We start from the raw sequence: 16,671 nt of genomic DNA on the forward strand, positions 1-16,671 counted from the left end.
CGTTGCGAATGACCGGTTGACATGCCGAGTCAGCGTGCGGTGATTCTGCTCCGGATTCGCAAAAAATGAATACAAAAAGCTGACAAAAATATGGTGACTGTTACCAAAAGGTAGTTACCATGCCTCCGCGTTGCGCGAAGGCCTTTCCCTGCCGGGCGTGCCTTAAGCGGCGGCTCGCTCGTCCAGGCTGTCGTCGTCCAGGTGCGCGACGTCGGCCCAACCCACCAAAGTGAGTCCTTGCTCTGTCCACAGCATCCGGTTGATGCCGGCATTGCCCAACTGCCAAGTACGCGGCGCCTGCAGTTCCTGGCGGGTTGCGGCGCGGTAGAGCAGGTCCATCACGCCGCCGTGGGCGACCAGCAGCAGCAATTCGCCCGGGTGCCGGTCGGTCAGTTCGGCCACGGCCTGCGTCACCCGCGCGCGAAACGCAAGCAGGCTCTCGCCGCCGCCCGCGGGGGCGAACTCGGGGTCGCGGCGGCGCCAGCGATCGGCCTGCTCGGGCAGTTCGCGTTCGATGTCGACAAAGGTGCGGCCCTCGAAATGACCGAAGGCGCGTTCGCGCAGGCGCGGCTCCGGATGGACCGGCAGCGCATGGCCACGGGCGATTTCTTGCGCCGTCTGCCAGGCCCGCGCGAGGTCGCTCGAATAGACGGCGGCAATGGGCTCATGGGCCAGCGCCTGCGCCAGTCGCCGGGCCTGCCACAGGCCCTTGTCGTTCAGCGCGATGTCCAGGTGCCCCTGCAGGCGGGTGTCCACGTTCCAGGCGGTTTCGCCATGGCGTACGGCAATGATGCGGGTGGCGTCCATTCAGGGCGTCAGGGCGTTGTCTTGGGCGCAGCCGGGGTGGCGGCGGGCGCCTGCGCGGTTTCTGCGGCTTTGCCGGTGGGAATGACGACGTCGATGCGCCGCACGCCGGCCGGCGGATGCGGGTAGCCCTGCATCGCGGCCTGGAACAGGGCGGCGAACACCGGCCCGTTGGCGTTGTAAGGGCCGTCGTTGCTGGCGCGGGTTTCGTAGACCACCTGGTTGCCGGGCAGTTCGCGCAGCACCACGCTGACCTCGCGCAGATACCAGGGGTTGTAGGCGGGTGCGCCGTACCAGCCGCCGCCATACCAGCCACGGCCGTAGCCGTAGTAGGGCCAGGGCCGGCCGTAGTAGCCATAGCCGGGCCAGGCCGAATAGACCCAGGGGTCGGCCCAGGGCGACACCTGCACCGACACCCGCGCATTGATCTGCGCCGCATAGCGCGGCGCGGCATCGTTGCGCGTGAGGCCGACACTGGCCATGGCCATGGACGCCATCGCCTCCAGCTCGAGCTGCATGGCCTCCTGCGCCTGCTGGGAAGGCAGGCGCTCGAAGCGGTAGGTGGCCGGCGCCTTGGGACCGGGCGGACGCGAGAAGCTGGTGACGTTGCTGTCCACGGTCCAGCTGGTGGCGCAACCCGACAGGGCGGCGACCAGGGCCCACGGCCCCAGCCAGGTGATGCAGTTGTTCAAGATGGGCTCGTTCATGCGTTCTCCCAAACCGGGGCGCCGCGCCTTGTTCAGCCTTGCGGCACGATGCGCATGACCTGGCTTGGCGCCGACAACGGCGTCGGCAACGACGCCGGTATTGGCGGCGGGTCGAAAGCCAGGTCGCCGTCCGCATCCGGCACGCCCGTGGCCTTGAGACCCTTGAAGTCGTGCAGCGTTCCGTCCAGCAGGTGCGAAGGTGTCACGTTCTGCAAGGCGGTGAACATGTTCTCCAGCCGGCCCGGCTGCTTCTTTTCCCATTCGCGCAGCATCTCGCCCACCTGCTTGCGCTGCAGGTTCTCCTGGCTGCCGCACAGGGTGCAGGGAATGATGGGGAATTCGCGGTGCTGGGCCCAGCGCACCAGGTCTTTCTCGGCGACGTAGGCCAGCGGGCGGATCACGATGTGCCTGCCGTCGTCGCTCACCAGCTTGGGCGGCATGCTCTTGAGCTTGCCGGCGAAGAACATGTTGAGGAAGAAGGTCTGCAGCATGTCGTCACGGTGATGGCCCAGGGCCACCTTGGTCGCGCCCAGCTCGTCGGCCACCCGGTACAGGATGCCGCGGCGCAGCCGGCTGCACAGGCCGCAGGTGGTCTTGCCTTCGGGGATCACGCGCTTGACGATCGAATAGGTGTCCTGGTTCTCGATGTGGAAGTCGACGCCCAGCGCGCTCAGGTAGCGGGGCAAGACCTCTTCCGGGAAGCCCGGCTGCTTCTGGTCGAGGTTGACCGCGACGATGTCGAAATGGATGGGCGCACGGGCCTTGAGCTTGAGCAGCACGTCCAGGAGGCCGTAGCTGTCCTTGCCGCCCGAGACGCACACCATGACCTTGTCGCCCTCTTCGATCATGTTGTAGTCGACGATGGCCTGGCCCACCTGGCGGCACAGGCGCTTCTCGAGCTTGTGCGTCTCGCGCTCGATCTTCAGCGTGTTGACCGGCGGCACGTCGTCAATCCAGACGGCACTCATGGCCCCCACGCTTGCCACTTCGTGTGCTTCGCTGCCCCCCGAGGGGGCGCGAGCTTGTTCGGGGCGGCCCATCACGGCGCTCATTTCACTTGCTCCTTGCAGCGGAAGACCTCGACGCCCACGGCGTCGCAGTCGGGATACACGTCGGGCTTGGCAGTGGACACCCGCGCCGCCATCACCTTGGGGTGCGCCATCACCTGGGTCAGGATGTCGTCACACAGCGTCTCCTGCAGGTGCACATGGCCCTTGGAAAGGCGCGCCGCCACCGTGCGGCGGATGAAGTCGTAGTCCACCACTTCGTCCAGCTCGTCGGCCTTGGGGGTGGAAACGGCCAGCGGCACGTACAGATCGACGTTGATGATCACGCGCTGCTCGGCGCGCTTCTCGAAATCGTGCACGCCGATGTTGATCCAGACCTCGTAGTCGCGCAGGAACACGCGGCGGCAGGAGATCAAAAGAGGGTCGAGGGCGGCGGTGGTCATGGTTTGTTGTCTTGAAGCAGCTCGTCGACGACGAACATGATGTCGCGCGGCAAGGGCACCAGGTGCTGGCCGTTGTCAACGCTGAGGGTGGTGCCGGTGATGCTGCGCGTTTCGGCCAGGAACACGCAGGAGCGTGCCACGTCGGCCGGATCGATGGGGCGGCGCAGCAGGTTGGCCTTGGCGGCAAGGGCGAAATTCTCGTCCTTTTGAGGGCCACTCACATAAAGAATGCCCGGCGCCACGCCGCACACGCGCAGCTGCGGCGCCAGCGACTGCGCCTGCAGCGCCACGGCACGCTCCAGCGCGAGCTTGGAGACGGTGTAGGAAAAGTAGTCCGGGTTCAGGTTGAAGACCTTCTGGTCCAGGATGTGGATGGCCGAGCGGTCGGCGCCGTGTGCCCCCGCTTGCTGCGCCAGCAGGCGTGCCAGGGAAAGGGGCGCGATCAGGTTCACGCCCAGCTGGCGCGCGGCAGCGTCGGCATCGAAATCGAGGCCGCTGTCCGCCTCGAAGGCCGAGGCGTTGTTGATGACGCAATCGAGCGGCGCGTCGGCCATCACCTGCGCCATCAGGGCACGGCGCCCTGCTTCCTGGGTGATGTCGGCCTCGATCGCGTTGGCGGTCAAACCCTGGCCGCGCAGCGATTCGCACAGCGCCAGGGCTTCGGCCCGGGAGGCGCGATACTGGCACCACACCTGCCAGCCGGCGCGCGCGAAGGCCTCGCAGATGGCGGCGCCCAGCCGCCGTCCGCCGCCCGTCACGAGTACCTGCCTGCGTGTGCTTTGCGTCACCTGATAGATTTCCTTCTTGCCTTCAAAAATGAACCCGGAACCGGGCGCCGCGCGCGCCAATCCCCTGGACCGAATTATCGACGCCGCGCTGCAACGTGCCGGCGGCTGGCTGCCTTTCGACCGTTTCATGGCCCTGGCGCTGTATTCGCCCGGGCTGGGCTACTACGCCAATGCATCGGCCAAGTTCGGCCACATGCCGGCCTCGGGCAGCGACTTCGTCACCGCGCCGGAACTGTCGCCGCTGTTCGGCCAGACCCTGGCGGTGGCGGTGGACGACGCGCTCGCCCACACCGGCAGCCGCGAAATCTGGGAGTTCGGCGCCGGGTCCGGCGCGCTGGCGCTGCAGCTGCTGACCGCCCTGGGCGATCGCATCGAGCGCTACACCATCGTCGACCTGTCCGGCACCTTGCGCGCGCGCCAGCAGCAGGCGTTGGCACCCTGGGGCGACAAGGTGCAGTGGCTCAGCGAACTGCCGGAGGCGATGCAGGGCGTGGTGGTCGGCAACGAGGTGCTGGACGCCATGCCGGTGAAGTTGCTGGCGCGCGCTGGCGGCCAGTGGTTCGAGCGCGGCGTGGTGCGCGGGCCCGATGGCGCCCTGGCCCATGCCGACCAGCCGACCGACTTGCGCCCACCGCTGGAAGTGGAAGGCGCGCACGACTACCTCACCGAGATTCATCCGCAGGCGCAAGCTTTCATCGCCACCCTGGCCGACCGCCTGAAGCGCGGCGCCGCCTTCTTCCTGGACTACGGCTTCCCCGAGGCGGAGTACTACCACCCGCAGCGCCACATGGGCACCGTCATGTGCCACCAGGGACACCGCGCCGACGGCAACCCGCTGGCCGATGTGGGCGCCAAGGACATCACCGCCCACGTCAACTTCACCGGTGCGGCGCTGGCCGGCCAGGAGGCGGGTCTTTCAGTGCTGGGCTACTGCAACCAGGCGCGCTTCCTGATCAACTGCGGCCTGGTGGACAAGCTGGAAGCCGCCAGCGTGCAGCAGCGCGCATTGGCCGCGCGGCTGATCCACGAGCACGAAATGGGCGAGCTGTTCAAGGTGATCGGCTTTTGCGCCGGCGTCCAGGCCTGGGACAGCGTGGGCTTTCGCGAAGGCGACCGCAGCCACACGCTCTAGTCAGGTCGCTCGCGCGGCGCGACGAAGGCAAAGCGCGGCTGGCGCCGGCCCTCGAACGCGATCTCTTCGAAGAACATGGCATGCGGGCGCACCCACAGGCCGCTGGCGTTGTAGAGCGGGCGGTACACCACCAGCGGCTCCAGGGTTTCGCTGTGGCGGGCGACGCCGATCACCTCGTAGTCCCGGCCCTTGTAGTGGCGATAGCGGCCCAGCGGCGTGACCGGCAGCGGGGGCAGGTCTTGTTCACGCATGGCGCGGCGCAGGCACGGTGGGCGGCCCCTTGAGCTCCACCACATTGCCCTCCGGGTCCGACAGGTAGATGGACGGGCCTTCGCCCCGCGCGCCGTAGCGCGACACCGTGGGGCCAGCCTGCACCCCATGCGCCTCCAGGTGCGCGCGGATGGCGGCTTCGTCGAAGGGCTCCACGGCCAGGCAGAAGTGGTCGAGGTTGCGGCCTTCGGGGCCGGGCGCAGCGCCGCCGGCGCGGCCCAGCGGCCCGTCGATGGGCACCAGGTCGATCAGCGCGCTGCCGGCGCGCAGCTGGATGAGGCCGATGTCTTCCTGGCGCTTTTCCAGCGTGCAGCCCAGCACATCGCCATAGAAGCGCAGCATGGCGTCCGGATTGCTGACGCGCAGCACCAGGTGATCGAGGCCGAGAATGGAAATCATGTGGTGCTCAGAGTGACCGGGTCATGAAGACGCTGCAAGGGTCCTCGATGTAGTTGGCAAAGGGCCCGCACTCGGCAAAACCGAAGCTGGCATAGAGCCGGCGTGCCGGTTCGAAGGCCGGCTGCGAGCCGGTTTCCAGACTCAGGCGCAGCAGGCCGCGCTGGCGCGCCTCGTCGACGATGTGATGCAGCATGGCGCGCCCGGCGCCGGTGCGCCGATGCAGGTTGGACACGCGCATCGACTTGATCTCGCCATGCGCCTCATCCAGCATCTTGAGCGCGCCGCAACCCATCAGATCGGTGCCGGACCAGGCGGTCCAGAAGGTGATCTCGGGCTTGCGCAGGGCGTCCAGGTCCAGCGCATGCACGCTCTCGGGCGGCGAGATGCGGCGCATGTCCGCGAGGTGTTCTTCCAGCAGCGCGTGGATGTCGGGGCCGGACAGGTCGTCGATTCGAATGTGCATGCGTTTCACAGCTTGGGTGGACGAGCGTAGCTCACCGTGAGGATCTCCCACTGGTGGCCTTCCGGCACGTTCCAGTAGACCAGGCGGCCGCCCAGGTAGTTGTTGATCTGGTGGTCGACCGGCCCTTGCACATTGCTGCGGTAGTCGATGCCGGCCGCTTGCAATCGGCCCAGGATGCGGTCGAAGTCTTCCTCGCTCACGCGAAAGCAGAAATGCTGGACGGGAAAGTCCTCATCCGTCTCGATGAAGTCCAGTGTCAGGCCGTCGTTGACGTAGACGGCATAAAAAGGGCCGGCGGCGGCCGGGCCGCTGGGCACGCCCAGCAGCTTTGCCAGCTGGCGCGCCGAGGCATCGCGCGTGCGCGCCGACACGATGGAATGGTCCAGTTCGATCGTCATGGCGGATCTCCTTGCCTTGAACTCTAGCGCCAGGCATTGCCCACTTGGATGTACCAGACATCGTCTTCCGGCCCCTTGGCGTAGTCCAGGCCGACCCACAGGCCGAGCTGTCTGGCGATCAGGTAGCGAAAGCCCACGCCTTTGGACACCGCGCTGCTGCTCTCGCCGAAATCGGTGCGACGTCCCCAGGCCCACCCGACGCCGAGAAAGCCGATGGCGGCCCAGCGCGGCGTGACGTTCCAGCGCAGCTCGGCTTCGGCGACGGCCGTGTTTTCGTCCTGGTAGCGTCCTGCCGGGATGCCGCGCAGGTCGACAAAGGGCAACTGGTAGAAGGGCACCTGGCCGCGTGCGGCGCGGCCGTCCAGGCGGGTGCCCAGCACCGCGGTCTTGGCCACCGGCCAGTAGGCGAAGACATGGCCACGATAGGCCTGAAAGCGCGTGTCGCTGCCCCAGTCCGGGTCGTAGAAGGTGGCATCCAGCGCGCCGGTCCAGCCCTTGTTGGGGGTGAAGATGTTGTCGCGCGAATCGTGCTCCAGCGTCAGCCCGAGGCCGGAGTTGCGCTTGGACTGTTCGTCCGGCTGAAGGCGCGCAAGGGGGTTGTCGATGTCCAGCTTGCTGTTCAGGTCCAGGAAGATCCAGCGCACGCCCAGCCAGTTGTTGCTGTCGCCCAGGCGGCGCAGCACCTGCTGGCTCGACATCCAGCCGTCCAGGGTATAGGCGATGCTGCGCGTGCCGCCGCCGAGCGGCCCGCCGATGCCGTAGAACTCCAGATTGACGTCGGTGCGGGCAATGCCGCCGCGCCAGCGCCAGCGGTCGTCGTCGAAGCTCATCATGCCGCCGGCAAAGGCGGCGCGGGTTCCGTTCTCGGTGGCTGCGGCGCCGATGCCGAAGACGTCGGGCGGGGTCATGTGGCCGGTCTCCTTGGCCTTCTCGGCGCTCTCACGAATCGAGTTGCGCACGAACATCAAGGCCAGGCCACCGCCGTAGCCCACCGCCGGTTCGGTGATCACGATGGGAACGGGGAGGAAGCCCTTGCGGTTCACCATCCAGTCCGACACGTCGAGGTGGCCGTCTTCCTGGTCGATGAAGCCTTCCATGAACGCGTGCCCGGCGGGGCAGAAGGCCGCCAGCATCAGTGCGGTGGCGGCGGCGGGCAGAACGCGCTTCATCATCAACGCCGAGAGATCACGCGCACCACCGATTCGCGGTGATCGGCGAAGCCCATGGAAAGGTACAGCCGGTGCGCACTTTGGTTGGCGCTCATGACGTGCAGCACCGGCGTCTCGCCACGCTGCAGCTGGCGCCGGATCAGCTTGCGCATCAGGCGGCGCGCCAGGCCGCGGCCCTGGAAGTCCGGGTGCGTGCACACGCCGCTGATCTCGCGCAGGCTGCCGGCGGCGCAGCGCTCGCCGGCCATGGCCATCAGACGGCCGCTCGGCGCGTCGAAGAGGCCGAAGTACTCGCCCAGTTCGATGGTGCGCGGGCCGAAAGGGCCGGGGCGGGTGAGGGCCACCAGGTCGAGGATCTGCGGCAGGTGATCGAGCGTGAGGCGCCGGGCTTCGGGCGCCTCGTCTTCGGCGGGCATGGGTGCGCGCCAGATCATCTTGCGCATGAATGTTTCGGCGTGGATCTGCCACGCCTGCGGCGGCGGGCCGGACCAGCCGTCGCAGTAGAACTGTTCGCCCGCGGCGCAATAGGGCAGCAGCGCATCCAGCCGCGGCTGCCGTGCATCGGCGAAGCCGACGATGGGCGAGAAGCCCGGCGCAAAGCGGCGCACCTCGCCGTCGCCAATCGCAAAGTGCGCCTGCGGCCCGTTCAGGGCATGCCAGAAGAGGTTGTCGAGCAGGTCATGCTGCATCGCTGTTGCCGAAGTCACGCGTTCTCACCCTTTCGCGGCGCAGCTTGCAGGTAGCCGCGCGCCACGGCCTGCTGCTGGTTCTGGAAGATCGCCATCGCCGTGTTCATGCGGGCAAAGCCCAGCTTTTCGTAAAAAGCCTCCTTGCCCGGCACCGCGTAAAGAATGATCTTGCGATGGCCGCGCGAGGCCTCGACGAGGCGCGCGACGATCTCCTTGCCCAGGCCCGTGCCCTGGTGGCTGGGCAGCACCGCCACGTCGCAGATGTAGGAACAGTCGACGCCGTCGGCCAAAGCGCGGCCGGCGCCCACCAGCTTGCCGCCTTCCTCATGCACCAGGAACTTGAACATGCTGTGGTTGAAAGCGGTCTTCAGGCCCTGGGGACTCTTGTCGCCCAGCGGCGCGGCGCGGTAGAGGGCGGCGAGTTCGTCCCAGTCGAGCTGATCGGTGGCGCTGGTCCAGTGCAGGGGCATGTCGCTGGCGGTGTGGTCGAGCATGGTGCGCTTCCTTCTTCGCTGAAGGCTTCGGATTCAACCGCATCCGCCCGCTTGCGGCAAGAACGAAACCGGGGCCTTGCACTTCGCGTCTAATTCGGGGATGCCGACCCAGAATTCGCTCGAACTCCTCGCCGTTGCCAACGCGCTCGCCGATGCCGCCGCTGCGCAGTCCATGCGCTATTTCCGCACGCCGCTGGAGATCATCGACAAGGACGACCAGAGCCCGGTTACCCTGGCCGACCGCGCCGCCGAAACCGCCATGCGCGAGATCCTGGCGGCGCAGTGCGCGCAGGACGGAATCTTTGGCGAAGAGCATGGCCGCGAGCGCCTGGACGCCGCCCGCGTCTGGGTGCTGGACCCGATCGACGGCACCCGCAGCTTCATCACCGGATCACCGCTGTGGGGCACCCTCATCGCCGTGCTGGAGGCCGGTGGCGTGCGCCTGGGCATGGTCGACATGCCGGTGCTGGGCGAGCGCTGGTGGGGCCTGTCGGACGCCGCAGGCCGGCTGGCCCTGCGCAACGGTCGGCCGGTGCGCACGAGCGAGGTGCGGGCCATCGAGCAGGCGCGCATCGTCACCACCTCGCCCGACATCTTCAACGCGGCCGACTGGCAGGCCTTCGATGGGCTCAGCCGACGCTGTGCCATGCGCCGCTTCGGCGGCGATTGCTACGGCTACGCGCAGCTGGCTGGCGGCACCATCGACCTGGTGGTGGAGACCGACCTGCAGCCTTATGACTACCTGGGCCCGGCCGGCCTGATCGAGGCGGCCGGCGGCGTCATCACCGACTGGGAAGGGCGCCCCCTGGGCCTGGAATCCGACGGCCGCGTGGTGGCGGCAGCCACGCCTGAACTGCACCGCGCTGCGCTGGCCGCGCTCTCGGTCTAGACTGAAACAATGATTCGCTGGCTGCTCGTCGTCGTGCTCGCGCTGCTCCTGTTCCAGGGGCTGGCCGCGTGGCTGCGCCGGCATTTCGGCTTCGGACGGCTGCCGGGTGATTTCAGCTTCCGCGCCTTTGGCCGCGACTGGGATTTGCCGCTGGGCAGCACGGTTGCGCTGAGCGTCGTCGCCGCGCTGGTGGCGCACTGGATTTGAAGGAAATGGAACCCGCATGAGAGTCTGCGTCGACATCGGCGGAACGAAGGTGGCGGTGAGCCTGTCGGCTGACAGCGAATCGCCCCTGATCGGCCGCCGCACCGAGCCCACCGCCAAGACCGGTAACAACGATGCGGTGGCGCTGCAGATCCTGCGGCTGATCGACGAGGCCTGCGCCGAGCAGAGGGTCGATCCGCAAAGCATCGATTGCGTGGGGGTGTCGACCTGCGGCCCCTTCGAACTCAACGGCGGCATGGTGGAACTGGCCACGCCCAACATCTGCGGCGGCATTGCCGGCCCGGCGCGCGGCCTGCCCAACCAGTGGCGAACCGCGATCGTCGAGGCGCCCCTGACGCAGCGCTTTGCCCGCGTGCGGGTCGAGAACGACGGCGTCGCGGCGCTGGAGGCCGAGCGCCGCTGGGGCGCCTTGCAGGGCATGGACCACTGCGCCTACGTGACCTGGAGCACCGGCGTGGGCGTGGGCCTGTGCGTGGACGGCCGCATCCTGCGCGGCAAGAACGGCAACGCCGGCCATGCCGGACACAGCTTCGTGGTGGACGATGCCAGCGGCGCGCTGTGCGGCTGCGGCAACATCGGCGACGTCGAGGCGCTCATTGCAGGCAACTCGATGGCACGCCGTTTCGGCCAATCGCCGGCCGACCTGTTCGTCGCCGCCGCGGCCGGCGAGCCGCATGCCTTGAGCATCACCGACGCGCTGTGCCGCGTGATGGGCCGCATGCTCTACAACCTGATCGCCACCCTGGACCTGCAGCGCATCAGCCTGGGCGGCAGCGTGTTCTGGCACAACCGCGACTTCCTCTTGCCGCGCCTGCAGTCGCAGATCGACGGCCAGCTGCCGCCGCTCACGCGCGGCGTGGCGCTGGTGCCGGCCGGGCTGGGGGATCGGGTGGGGGACTACGCGGCGCTGGCGCTGCTGGATTGAGCGAGATCTCCGCGCGTGCGCTCAATCGTGCGCAGTCGCGAAGTCGCTAACCTGTCGCAGAACCTGCGCATCCTGCAGCAGCTTGCGATGGCCCAGGCCCTCGGTGGCGATCAATCTGGCATTGGCAATCACACGGGCAAAGGCCTCGCCGTCGGCAAAGCGATTGACCGCATCGCCCCGGTCGTGCACCACGAGGGTGGGCGCGCCGATGCGCGGTCCGACCGTGGCTGGCTCGAAGCGCTTCATCAGGATGCCTTCGCGCGCCTCGATGCGCCGCTGCATCGAGGCACGCACGCTTTCCTTCAAGCCGAAAACCTGGGCGAACATGCGCGTGAACTCGAAGGGCGAGGCCGGCGGCGCCAGCAGCACCAGGCGGGGCACGTCCAGCCCGCGGCTGGCGGCCTGCGCCAGGGCGTTGGCGCCGAGCGAGTGCGCCGCCGCCAACTGCAGGACGTGTCCCTCGTGATGCAACCGGGCGCATACGTATTCGATGGCCCGGGTGAATTGCGGCAAGGTGCTGCTGGACCCGGCGCTGCGTCCGTGCGCAGGCATTTCCAGAATCACCGGGCGCAGGCCTCGTTCGAGCAGGGCATCGGCCAGTGGCCGCATCTGGCCTGCATGGCCGCCCCAACCGTGCACCAGCAGCGCGGTGGGCGCATCGCTTGCACCCATGGGCGAGTAGAGCGTGAGACCCGCCGACTCGAAGGGCCAGGATTCGATACGCCAGTCGCTCCCCCAGCGGGTGCGCGCCCGCAGCAGGCGCAGCGGCAGCGGCGTGGCAAACAGGCGGTAGGCCGCGCGAACAGCCAACGCGGGCCATAGACGCTGAACCGCAGCCAGGCCCAGGCGGAACAATCGGATGCCGGGGCGCGCGTCGTAGTAGCGCGTGGCGGCATGCAAGGCGGGTTGAGTCATCGGGGCTCCATTCGTTTCAGTAGAAGAACCAGTCGTCATTGCTGCGGGGCAGGCTGTCGAGGATGCTGAACAGAGCCCGCAGCACCGGGACCACGACCAACAGCAAGAAGGCCAGCAGGCTGAGGAAGATCCACATGGGGAATCCTTTCTTCGCACGAGTGTGCGAAATATGGGTGAGCGAAAGCGGCGAGAAGGGGCATGAAGTCGCAGGGCTGGATGTCAGGCGCGGTAGCTTTGCAGCAGTCGCTGCCAAGTGGCCATGGCGCGCTCGGCGGCCCGCGTGTCGCGCAGGAAGCGGGCGTCGTGCAGCAGCCCGATGGCCAGGCTGCTGACTTCGCTGACCAACTGCTCAGGGTCGGTGTCCGGCTTGAGGTCGCCGGCCTCGACCGCCTGCGCCACCGTGCGGCGCAGGGCGGCACGCCAGCGCATGACTTCCGAATGCAGCAGGTCGCGCAGTTCGCCCTCGCGGTCGTCGAGCTCGAAGGCCCCTGCCGTGTACAGGCAACCCGAGTGCACTTCGACGTCGCGCATGCGGACGATCCAGCGCTGCACGATCTCGTCGAGGCGAGGCAATCCCTTGGGCTTTTGCATGGCCGGCACGAACACGTCGGCCAGGAAGCGCCGGCCGAACTCCTCGATCACCGCCTTTTGCAGCGCCTCCCGCGAACCCACGCGGGAGAACACGCCACTCTTGGACAGGCCAATGCGGTCGGCCACCGCCTGCAGTGAAATGGATTCGAGCCCTTGGGCCGACGCCAAGTCCAGCGCCGCGCCGACGATGGCGGCGCGGGTGAGTTCGCTTTTCTGGGTCTTGGCATCCATGATGCGCGGACTTTAGCACGAGTGTGCGAAAGCGCAAGCGACGCCTTGCTGCGTCGCCCTTCAGGTCACGAGGGTCCGCTCGCTCGGCGCCGTCCGCAGCGCCTCCAGAAAGCTGTTGCGCCACCAGTGCACGTCGTGCTCGCGCACGCGGTTGAGCAGCACCTGGTGGCGTTCGCGCCGTTCTTCCAGCGGCATGCGCAGGGCGTGCTGCAGCACTTGCGCGGTGCCGTGGATGTCGTAGGGGTTCACCAGCAGCGCTTCCTTCAGCTGCTCGGCAGCACCGGCAAAGCGTGACAGCACCAGCACGCCGGGATCGGCCGGGTCCTGTGCCGCCACGTATTCCTTGGCCACCAGGTTCATGCCGTCGCGCAGCGGCGTGACCAGGCCGACGGCGGCGGCGCGGCACAGGCCGGGCACGCGGCGGCGCGCCACGACGCGATGGATGTAGCGCACCGGCATCCAGTCGAGCTCGCCGAAGTCGCCGTTGATGGCGCCGCACAGTGATTCCAGTTCGCGTCGGATGTCGGCGTACGCGTCCACCGTCTCGCGCGTGGGCGAGGCGATCTGGATCAGGGTGGCGCTGCGGCGGTTTTCCGGGTAGTTGGCCAAGAGCTCGCGAAAGGCGCGCACGCGCTGCGGGATGCCCTTGGAATAGTCCAGCCGGTCGATGCCCAGCAGCAGGCGCCGGCTCGAGTACTCGCGCTTCATCGTCTCGTACATCTCGCGCGCTTCCTTGGCGTGGGTGAGCGCGGCGAACTCGTCCACGTCGATGCCGATCGGGAAGGCGCCGGCACGCACCGTGTGGCCATAGGCGCGGAACAGGTCGTCGCCCAGCACTTCGCCGTGCGCCTCGGTGCTCACGTAGTGCTCGAAATGCTGCAGATCCTGCTTGGCCTGCAGGCCGATCAGGTCGTAGGCGAACAGCGAGCGCATCAGCCAGTCGTGCTGCGGGATGGCCGCGAAGATGATCTGCGGCGGCAAAGGAATGTGCAGGAAGAAGCCGATGCGGTTCTTGCAGCCCATGGCGCGCAGCTCGGCCGCCAGCGGGATCAGGTGGTAGTCGTGCACCCAGATGATGTCGTCCTTGTGCAGGAGCGGCATCAGCTTGCGCGCAAAGAGCTGGTTGACGCGCCGGTAGCCGCCGATGAAGCCGGCATCGAAGTGCGCCAGGTCCAGCCGGTTGTGGAACACGGGCCACAGCACGTCGTTGCTGTAGCCCAGGTAGTAGCTGTCGTGGTCGTCGCGGGAGAGGTCGATGGTCGCCAGCAGCACCTTGCCGGCCTGCTGCTTGTGCAGCTCGCCCTCGCCGGTCGGGCCGCCCTCCACCACCGCGCCGCTCCAGCCGAACCACATGCCGCCGCTTTGCTGCAGCGATTCGCCCAGGGCCACCGCCAGGCCGCCGGCGGCCGCCTTGCGCGGGTCGGCCACGCGGTTGGAGACGACGACGAGCCTGCTCATATGGCCGAGTCCCATGGCGCGGACAGGCGCACGGCGGCGTTGATGATGCCGACCATCGAATAGGTCTGCGGAAAGTTGCCCCACATCTCGCCGGTAACCGGATGGGTGTCTTCGGACAGCAGCCCCAGCGGGTTGCGCGCGGCCAGCATGGTCTCGAAGATCTGGCGCGCCTCGGCCTTGCGGCCGATCTTGGCCAGGGCGTCGATGCGCCAGAAGGTGCAGATGTTGAAGGCGGTTTCTGGCTTGCCGAAGTCGTCCGCAGCCTCGTAGCGGCGCATGTAGGGGCCGTCGCACAAGGCCTTTTCCATGGCGTCCACGGTCGAGACGAAGCGCGGGTCCCGCGCCTCGATCAGGCCCACTTCCGCCATCAGGAGGATGCTGGCGTCCAGTTCATGGCCGCCGAAGCTTTCGGCAAAGGCCTGGCGCTCCTCGCACCAGGACTTGGCCAGGATTTCCTCGCGCATGCGTGCCGCGTGGCCGTGCCAGTAGGCGGCGCGCTCGGGCTTGCCGATGGCACGCGCGATCTTGGCCAGCCGGTCGCAGGCGGCCCAGCTCATCAGCGCCGAGCTGGTGTGGATGCGGGCGCGTGTGCGCAGCTCCCACATGCCGGCATCCGGCGTGCCATAGACGCGGATGGCATGCTCGCCCACTGCCTCCAGGTGCGGAAACTCGGCCGCACCGGCGCGCCGCAAGAGGCGGTGGTCATGAAAGGCCTGCGCGGCGCCCAGCACGATGTTGCCGTACACGTCGTGCTGGAAGTGCTCCTGCGCCTGGTTGCCAACCCGCACCGGTCCCATGCCCCGATAGCCCGGCAGGCATTCCACGAAGGATTCGGGTAGATGGCGCTCCAGTCCGATGCCGTACAGCGGCTGGATGTGTTCGCCGCGCGAGCCCACCACCACGTTGTTGAGCCAGCGCAGGTAGTCCTCCATGGTTCCCACTTCCGACAGGCTGTTGAGCGCGCGCACCACGAAGAAGGCGTCGCGCAGCCAGCAGAAGCGGTAGTCCCAGTTGCGCTGGCTGCCCGGCGCCTCGGGGATGCTGGTGGTCATGGCCGCCACGATGGCGCCGGTGTCCTCGTAGAGCGAGAGTTTGAGCGTGATGGCGGCGCGGATCACCGCGTCCTGCCATTCGAAGGGAATGGCCAGGCGCTTGCTCCAGGTGCGCCAGTAGGAGAGGGTCTCCTGCTCGAAGTGGCGCGCCGTGTCGGAGATGCCCTCGGTCAGCGTCTCGTCGGCGCCCAGGAGGAAGTTGTAGTCGCGCGCCATCACGAAAGGCTGGCGCGACAGGATGTGCGAAACCGGCGCGTCGGTGGTCAGGCGCAGCGTGAAGTCCGGGCCCACGTAGCGGATGTGGTTGCTGCCGCGGGTGAGGGTGGGCTTGACCTGGCCCCACTGGAAGCGCGGGTCGAGCGCGATGCGCACGCGCGGCGCGCCGGCGATGGGACGCACCCGCCGCACGATGGACAGGGGCCGGAAATAGCGCGAGCGGCTGAAGAAGCGCGGCGCGAAATCGGTGATCTCGATACCCTGGCCGGCGCTGTCGAACAGGCGGGTGCGCAGCACCGCGGTATTGGGTTCATAGGACTGCTCCGCGCTGGCGAAGTCTTCCAGCTCGAAGGCCCAGGCGCTGGCCTCTTCGCTTGGATCGAGAAGCGCGTTGAACACCGGCTCGCCGTCGAAGCGCGGCAGGCAGCACCAGACGATTCGGGCGCGCTGGTCGACCAGTGCGCTGAAGGCGCAATTGCCGATGATGCCAAGCGACAGCGAGCAGCCGGCCGGCTCGGCAAACTGCAGAGGCGATGCAGCGGGCTGCGCGATCGCCTCCTCGTCGACCGGCATCGTGCCCAGCTCGTTGACTTCGTCGTTCATTCAGGCCTCCTGGGCGCGTTCTTGCTGTTCTTGCCGTTCCTGGATGTGGGGCGCGCTGGCACCGCCGGCCGGGCGCCGGCGAGCCATTCGAAGACGGCGCGCGGTGATTCGAGCCGATGCCGCGCCAGGCTGGGGCCGGCGCCCACCTTGATGGCCACGCCGCCGAGCGGCTGCACCACGGCAAAGCCGCTCTCGTCGGTCGTGTCGTCGCCGGCAAAGACGGGCAGGCGGCCGGCAAAGGGCGCCTCGCGCAAGAAGGCATCGATGGCAATGCCTTTGTTGACACCCGCCGGCTTGACCTCGAACACCGCCTTGCCATGCAGCAGCTCGAGCTGCGGATCCTTGGCGATGATGCCCAGCAGCGTGTTGCGACACAGCACTTCCAGCTCGGGTGCGCGCCGGTAGTGCAGGGCGACGGCGGCGTGCTTGCGCTCCACCAGCAGGTCGGGATGCGCGCCGGCCAGGTGGTTGGCCACGTCCAGCACGGCCTCCAGGTCGGGCGGCGCCTGCTCGCTCATCTCGCCGCTCGCATCGCGCCGCTGCACGCCATGCTCACCGGCGGCAGGCAGTCGCAAGGGCGCGAGGAAGCGATCGAGCACGTCGATCTGGCGGCCCGACACGACCGCCAGCGCGCCACCCAGCCAATCGTGCAGATCGGTCAGCAGGGCGACCAGGCCCTGCGGCACCTCGATCGCCTCCGGTGTCTCGGCGATGCCGACCAGGGTGCCGTCGAAGTCCAGGAACAACGCGGCGTCGGGTGTGAGTCGAGGAGGCGTCTGCATGGGCGCAAACCTTAGCAGACT

At 68.0% G+C, this 16,671-nt stretch carries 21 protein-coding genes; 4 read left to right on the forward strand and 17 right to left on the reverse strand.

The genetic code is table 11. The features are described 5' to 3' along the window. Nucleotides 1-162: 162 nt before the first annotated feature. The 5 genes from ACIPRI_RS10185 to ACIPRI_RS10205 form a co-directional block, all read right to left on the reverse strand. Nucleotides 163-807, reverse strand: a complete 645-nt coding sequence (locus ACIPRI_RS10185; protein WP_446621316.1) for a histidine phosphatase family protein — start codon at nt 805-807, stop codon at nt 163-165. Nucleotides 808-815: 8 nt separating this feature from the next. Next, nucleotides 816-1,511, reverse strand: coding sequence for a DUF4136 domain-containing protein (locus ACIPRI_RS10190; RefSeq protein ID WP_446621317.1), 696 nt, complete (start codon nt 1,509-1,511; stop codon nt 816-818). Nucleotides 1,512-1,543: 32 nt separating this feature from the next. Further along, nucleotides 1,544-2,479, reverse strand: a complete 936-nt coding sequence (gene ttcA, locus ACIPRI_RS10195; protein WP_446621697.1) for a tRNA 2-thiocytidine(32) synthetase TtcA — start codon at nt 2,477-2,479, stop codon at nt 1,544-1,546. An 80-nt stretch (nt 2,480-2,559) separates the two neighbouring features. Then, on the reverse strand, nt 2,560-2,961 hold the full coding sequence (locus ACIPRI_RS10200; RefSeq protein ID WP_446621318.1) for a dihydroneopterin aldolase: 402 nt from the start codon (nt 2,959-2,961) through the stop codon (nt 2,560-2,562). Next, a complete protein-coding gene (locus tag ACIPRI_RS10205) occupies nt 2,958-3,749 on the reverse strand; it encodes an SDR family oxidoreductase (protein ID WP_446621319.1) in 792 nt (263 codons plus the stop codon). Before ACIPRI_RS10205 ends, ACIPRI_RS10200 begins: the two co-directional genes overlap by 4 nt. 28 nt (nt 3,750-3,777) lie before the next feature. Here ACIPRI_RS10205 and ACIPRI_RS10210 point away from each other — a divergent pair, with 28 nt between their 5' ends. Then, the gene (locus tag ACIPRI_RS10210) at nt 3,778-4,881 is read left to right on the forward strand and encodes a class I SAM-dependent methyltransferase (RefSeq protein WP_446621320.1); all 1,104 of its coding nucleotides are present in this window, start codon (nt 3,778-3,780) and stop codon (nt 4,879-4,881) included. Here the strand turns inward: ACIPRI_RS10210 and ACIPRI_RS10215 are convergent. Genes ACIPRI_RS10215 through ACIPRI_RS10245 form a run of 7 tightly spaced genes read right to left on the reverse strand, consistent with a single transcriptional unit; the run spans nt 4,878 to nt 8,739 of the window. Then, entirely contained in the window at nt 4,878-5,132 is a 255-nt protein-coding gene (locus ACIPRI_RS10215) for a DUF1653 domain-containing protein (protein WP_446621321.1), read from the reverse strand. The genes ACIPRI_RS10210 and ACIPRI_RS10215 overlap by 4 nt on opposite strands. Further along, a complete protein-coding gene (locus ACIPRI_RS10220; protein ID WP_446621322.1) occupies nt 5,125-5,550 on the reverse strand; it encodes a VOC family protein in 426 nt (141 codons plus the stop codon). Before ACIPRI_RS10220 ends, ACIPRI_RS10215 begins: the two co-directional genes overlap by 8 nt. A gap of 7 nt (nt 5,551-5,557) precedes the next feature. Further along, nucleotides 5,558-6,013, reverse strand: coding sequence for a GNAT family N-acetyltransferase (locus ACIPRI_RS10225; protein WP_446621323.1), 456 nt, complete (start codon nt 6,011-6,013; stop codon nt 5,558-5,560). 5 nt (nt 6,014-6,018) lie between these two features. After that, the gene (locus tag ACIPRI_RS10230; protein ID WP_446621324.1) at nt 6,019-6,411 is read right to left on the reverse strand and encodes a VOC family protein; all 393 of its coding nucleotides are present in this window, start codon (nt 6,409-6,411) and stop codon (nt 6,019-6,021) included. Between the two features lie 23 nt (nt 6,412-6,434). After that, nucleotides 6,435-7,583 carry a BamA/TamA family outer membrane protein gene (locus ACIPRI_RS10235; RefSeq protein ID WP_446621325.1) on the reverse strand — a complete coding sequence of 383 codons (1,149 nt, stop codon included), beginning with the start codon at nt 7,581-7,583 and terminating at the stop codon, nt 6,435-6,437. Beyond that, entirely contained in the window at nt 7,583-8,287 is a 705-nt protein-coding gene (locus ACIPRI_RS10240) for a GNAT family N-acetyltransferase (protein ID WP_446621326.1), read from the reverse strand. Before ACIPRI_RS10240 ends, ACIPRI_RS10235 begins: the two co-directional genes overlap by 1 nt. Then, entirely contained in the window at nt 8,284-8,739 is a 456-nt protein-coding gene (locus ACIPRI_RS10245; RefSeq protein ID WP_446621698.1) for a GNAT family N-acetyltransferase, read from the reverse strand. Before ACIPRI_RS10245 ends, ACIPRI_RS10240 begins: the two co-directional genes overlap by 4 nt. 124 nt (nt 8,740-8,863) lie before the next feature. On the opposite strand from ACIPRI_RS10245, the gene hisN reads away from it, so the two are divergent. From hisN to ACIPRI_RS10260, 3 genes are read left to right on the forward strand one after another with little or no spacing between them, the layout of a single operon-like run. Next, the gene (gene hisN, locus ACIPRI_RS10250; RefSeq protein ID WP_446621327.1) at nt 8,864-9,652 is read left to right on the forward strand and encodes a histidinol-phosphatase; all 789 of its coding nucleotides are present in this window, start codon (nt 8,864-8,866) and stop codon (nt 9,650-9,652) included. A 9-nt stretch (nt 9,653-9,661) separates the two neighbouring features. Further along, nucleotides 9,662-9,859: a DUF2905 domain-containing protein gene (locus tag ACIPRI_RS10255; protein WP_446621328.1), complete on the forward strand. Its 198-nt coding sequence runs from the start codon at nt 9,662-9,664 to the stop codon at nt 9,857-9,859. 16 nt (nt 9,860-9,875) lie between these two features. Then, entirely contained in the window at nt 9,876-10,802 is a 927-nt protein-coding gene (locus ACIPRI_RS10260) for an ROK family protein (RefSeq protein ID WP_446621329.1), read from the forward strand. 21 nt (nt 10,803-10,823) lie between these two features. Here ACIPRI_RS10260 and ACIPRI_RS10265 read toward each other — a convergent pair whose 3' ends face one another. The 5 genes from ACIPRI_RS10265 to otsB all read right to left on the reverse strand — a co-directional run bounded on the left by ACIPRI_RS10265 (nt 10,824) and on the right by otsB (nt 16,650). Beyond that, entirely contained in the window at nt 10,824-11,717 is an 894-nt protein-coding gene (locus ACIPRI_RS10265; RefSeq protein WP_446621330.1) for an alpha/beta fold hydrolase, read from the reverse strand. Nucleotides 11,718-11,936: 219 nt separating this feature from the next. Then, the gene (locus tag ACIPRI_RS10270; protein WP_446621331.1) at nt 11,937-12,539 is read right to left on the reverse strand and encodes a TetR/AcrR family transcriptional regulator; all 603 of its coding nucleotides are present in this window, start codon (nt 12,537-12,539) and stop codon (nt 11,937-11,939) included. A gap of 60 nt (nt 12,540-12,599) precedes the next feature. Further along, nucleotides 12,600-13,997: an alpha,alpha-trehalose-phosphate synthase (UDP-forming) gene (locus ACIPRI_RS10275; RefSeq protein ID WP_446621332.1), complete on the reverse strand. Its 1,398-nt coding sequence runs from the start codon at nt 13,995-13,997 to the stop codon at nt 12,600-12,602. Next, nucleotides 13,994-15,838 carry a glycoside hydrolase family 15 protein gene (locus tag ACIPRI_RS10280; RefSeq protein WP_446621699.1) on the reverse strand — a complete coding sequence of 615 codons (1,845 nt, stop codon included), beginning with the start codon at nt 15,836-15,838 and terminating at the stop codon, nt 13,994-13,996. Before ACIPRI_RS10280 ends, ACIPRI_RS10275 begins: the two co-directional genes overlap by 4 nt. 26 nt (nt 15,839-15,864) lie before the next feature. Next, nucleotides 15,865-16,650, reverse strand: coding sequence for a trehalose-phosphatase (otsB, locus tag ACIPRI_RS10285; protein WP_446621333.1), 786 nt, complete (start codon nt 16,648-16,650; stop codon nt 15,865-15,867). Between the last annotated feature and the right edge of the window lie 21 nt (nt 16,651-16,671).

It is taken from the genome of Variovorax sp. LARHSF232 (genome assembly GCF_052871435.1).

Bases quoted from the DNA above. Each gene is read 5' to 3' on its own strand.
- ACIPRI_RS10245 (WP_446621698.1), bottom strand. From the start codon at position 8,739: ATGCCCCTGCACTGGACCAGCGCCACCGATCAGCTCGACTGGGACGAA.
- ACIPRI_RS10255 (WP_446621328.1), top strand. From the start codon at position 9,662: ATGATTCGCTGGCTGCTCGTCGTCGTGCTCGCGCTGCTCCTGTTCCAG.
- ACIPRI_RS10210 (WP_446621320.1), top strand. From the start codon at position 3,778: ATGAACCCGGAACCGGGCGCCGCGCGCGCCAATCCCCTGGACCGAATT.
- ACIPRI_RS10280 (WP_446621699.1), bottom strand. From the start codon at position 15,838: ATGCCGGTCGACGAGGAGGCGATCGCGCAGCCCGCTGCATCGCCTCTG.
- ACIPRI_RS10190 (WP_446621317.1), bottom strand. From the start codon at position 1,511: ATGAACGAGCCCATCTTGAACAACTGCATCACCTGGCTGGGGCCGTGG.
- ACIPRI_RS10200 (WP_446621318.1), bottom strand. From the start codon at position 2,961: ATGACCACCGCCGCCCTCGACCCTCTTTTGATCTCCTGCCGCCGCGTG.
- hisN (WP_446621327.1), top strand. From the start codon at position 8,864: ATGCCGACCCAGAATTCGCTCGAACTCCTCGCCGTTGCCAACGCGCTC.
- ACIPRI_RS10230 (WP_446621324.1), bottom strand. From the start codon at position 6,411: ATGACGATCGAACTGGACCATTCCATCGTGTCGGCGCGCACGCGCGAT.
- ACIPRI_RS10270 (WP_446621331.1), bottom strand. From the start codon at position 12,539: ATGGATGCCAAGACCCAGAAAAGCGAACTCACCCGCGCCGCCATCGTC.
- ttcA (WP_446621697.1), bottom strand. From the start codon at position 2,479: ATGAGTGCCGTCTGGATTGACGACGTGCCGCCGGTCAACACGCTGAAG.
- ACIPRI_RS10275 (WP_446621332.1), bottom strand. From the start codon at position 13,997: ATGAGCAGGCTCGTCGTCGTCTCCAACCGCGTGGCCGACCCGCGCAAG.
- otsB (WP_446621333.1), bottom strand. From the start codon at position 16,650: ATGCAGACGCCTCCTCGACTCACACCCGACGCCGCGTTGTTCCTGGAC.
- ACIPRI_RS10220 (WP_446621322.1), bottom strand. From the start codon at position 5,550: ATGATTTCCATTCTCGGCCTCGATCACCTGGTGCTGCGCGTCAGCAAT.
- ACIPRI_RS10185 (WP_446621316.1), bottom strand. From the start codon at position 807: ATGGACGCCACCCGCATCATTGCCGTACGCCATGGCGAAACCGCCTGG.
- ACIPRI_RS10235 (WP_446621325.1), bottom strand. From the start codon at position 7,583: ATGATGAAGCGCGTTCTGCCCGCCGCCGCCACCGCACTGATGCTGGCG.
- ACIPRI_RS10225 (WP_446621323.1), bottom strand. From the start codon at position 6,013: ATGCACATTCGAATCGACGACCTGTCCGGCCCCGACATCCACGCGCTG.
- ACIPRI_RS10215 (WP_446621321.1), bottom strand. From the start codon at position 5,132: ATGCGTGAACAAGACCTGCCCCCGCTGCCGGTCACGCCGCTGGGCCGC.
- ACIPRI_RS10265 (WP_446621330.1), bottom strand. From the start codon at position 11,717: ATGACTCAACCCGCCTTGCATGCCGCCACGCGCTACTACGACGCGCGC.
- ACIPRI_RS10260 (WP_446621329.1), top strand. From the start codon at position 9,876: ATGAGAGTCTGCGTCGACATCGGCGGAACGAAGGTGGCGGTGAGCCTG.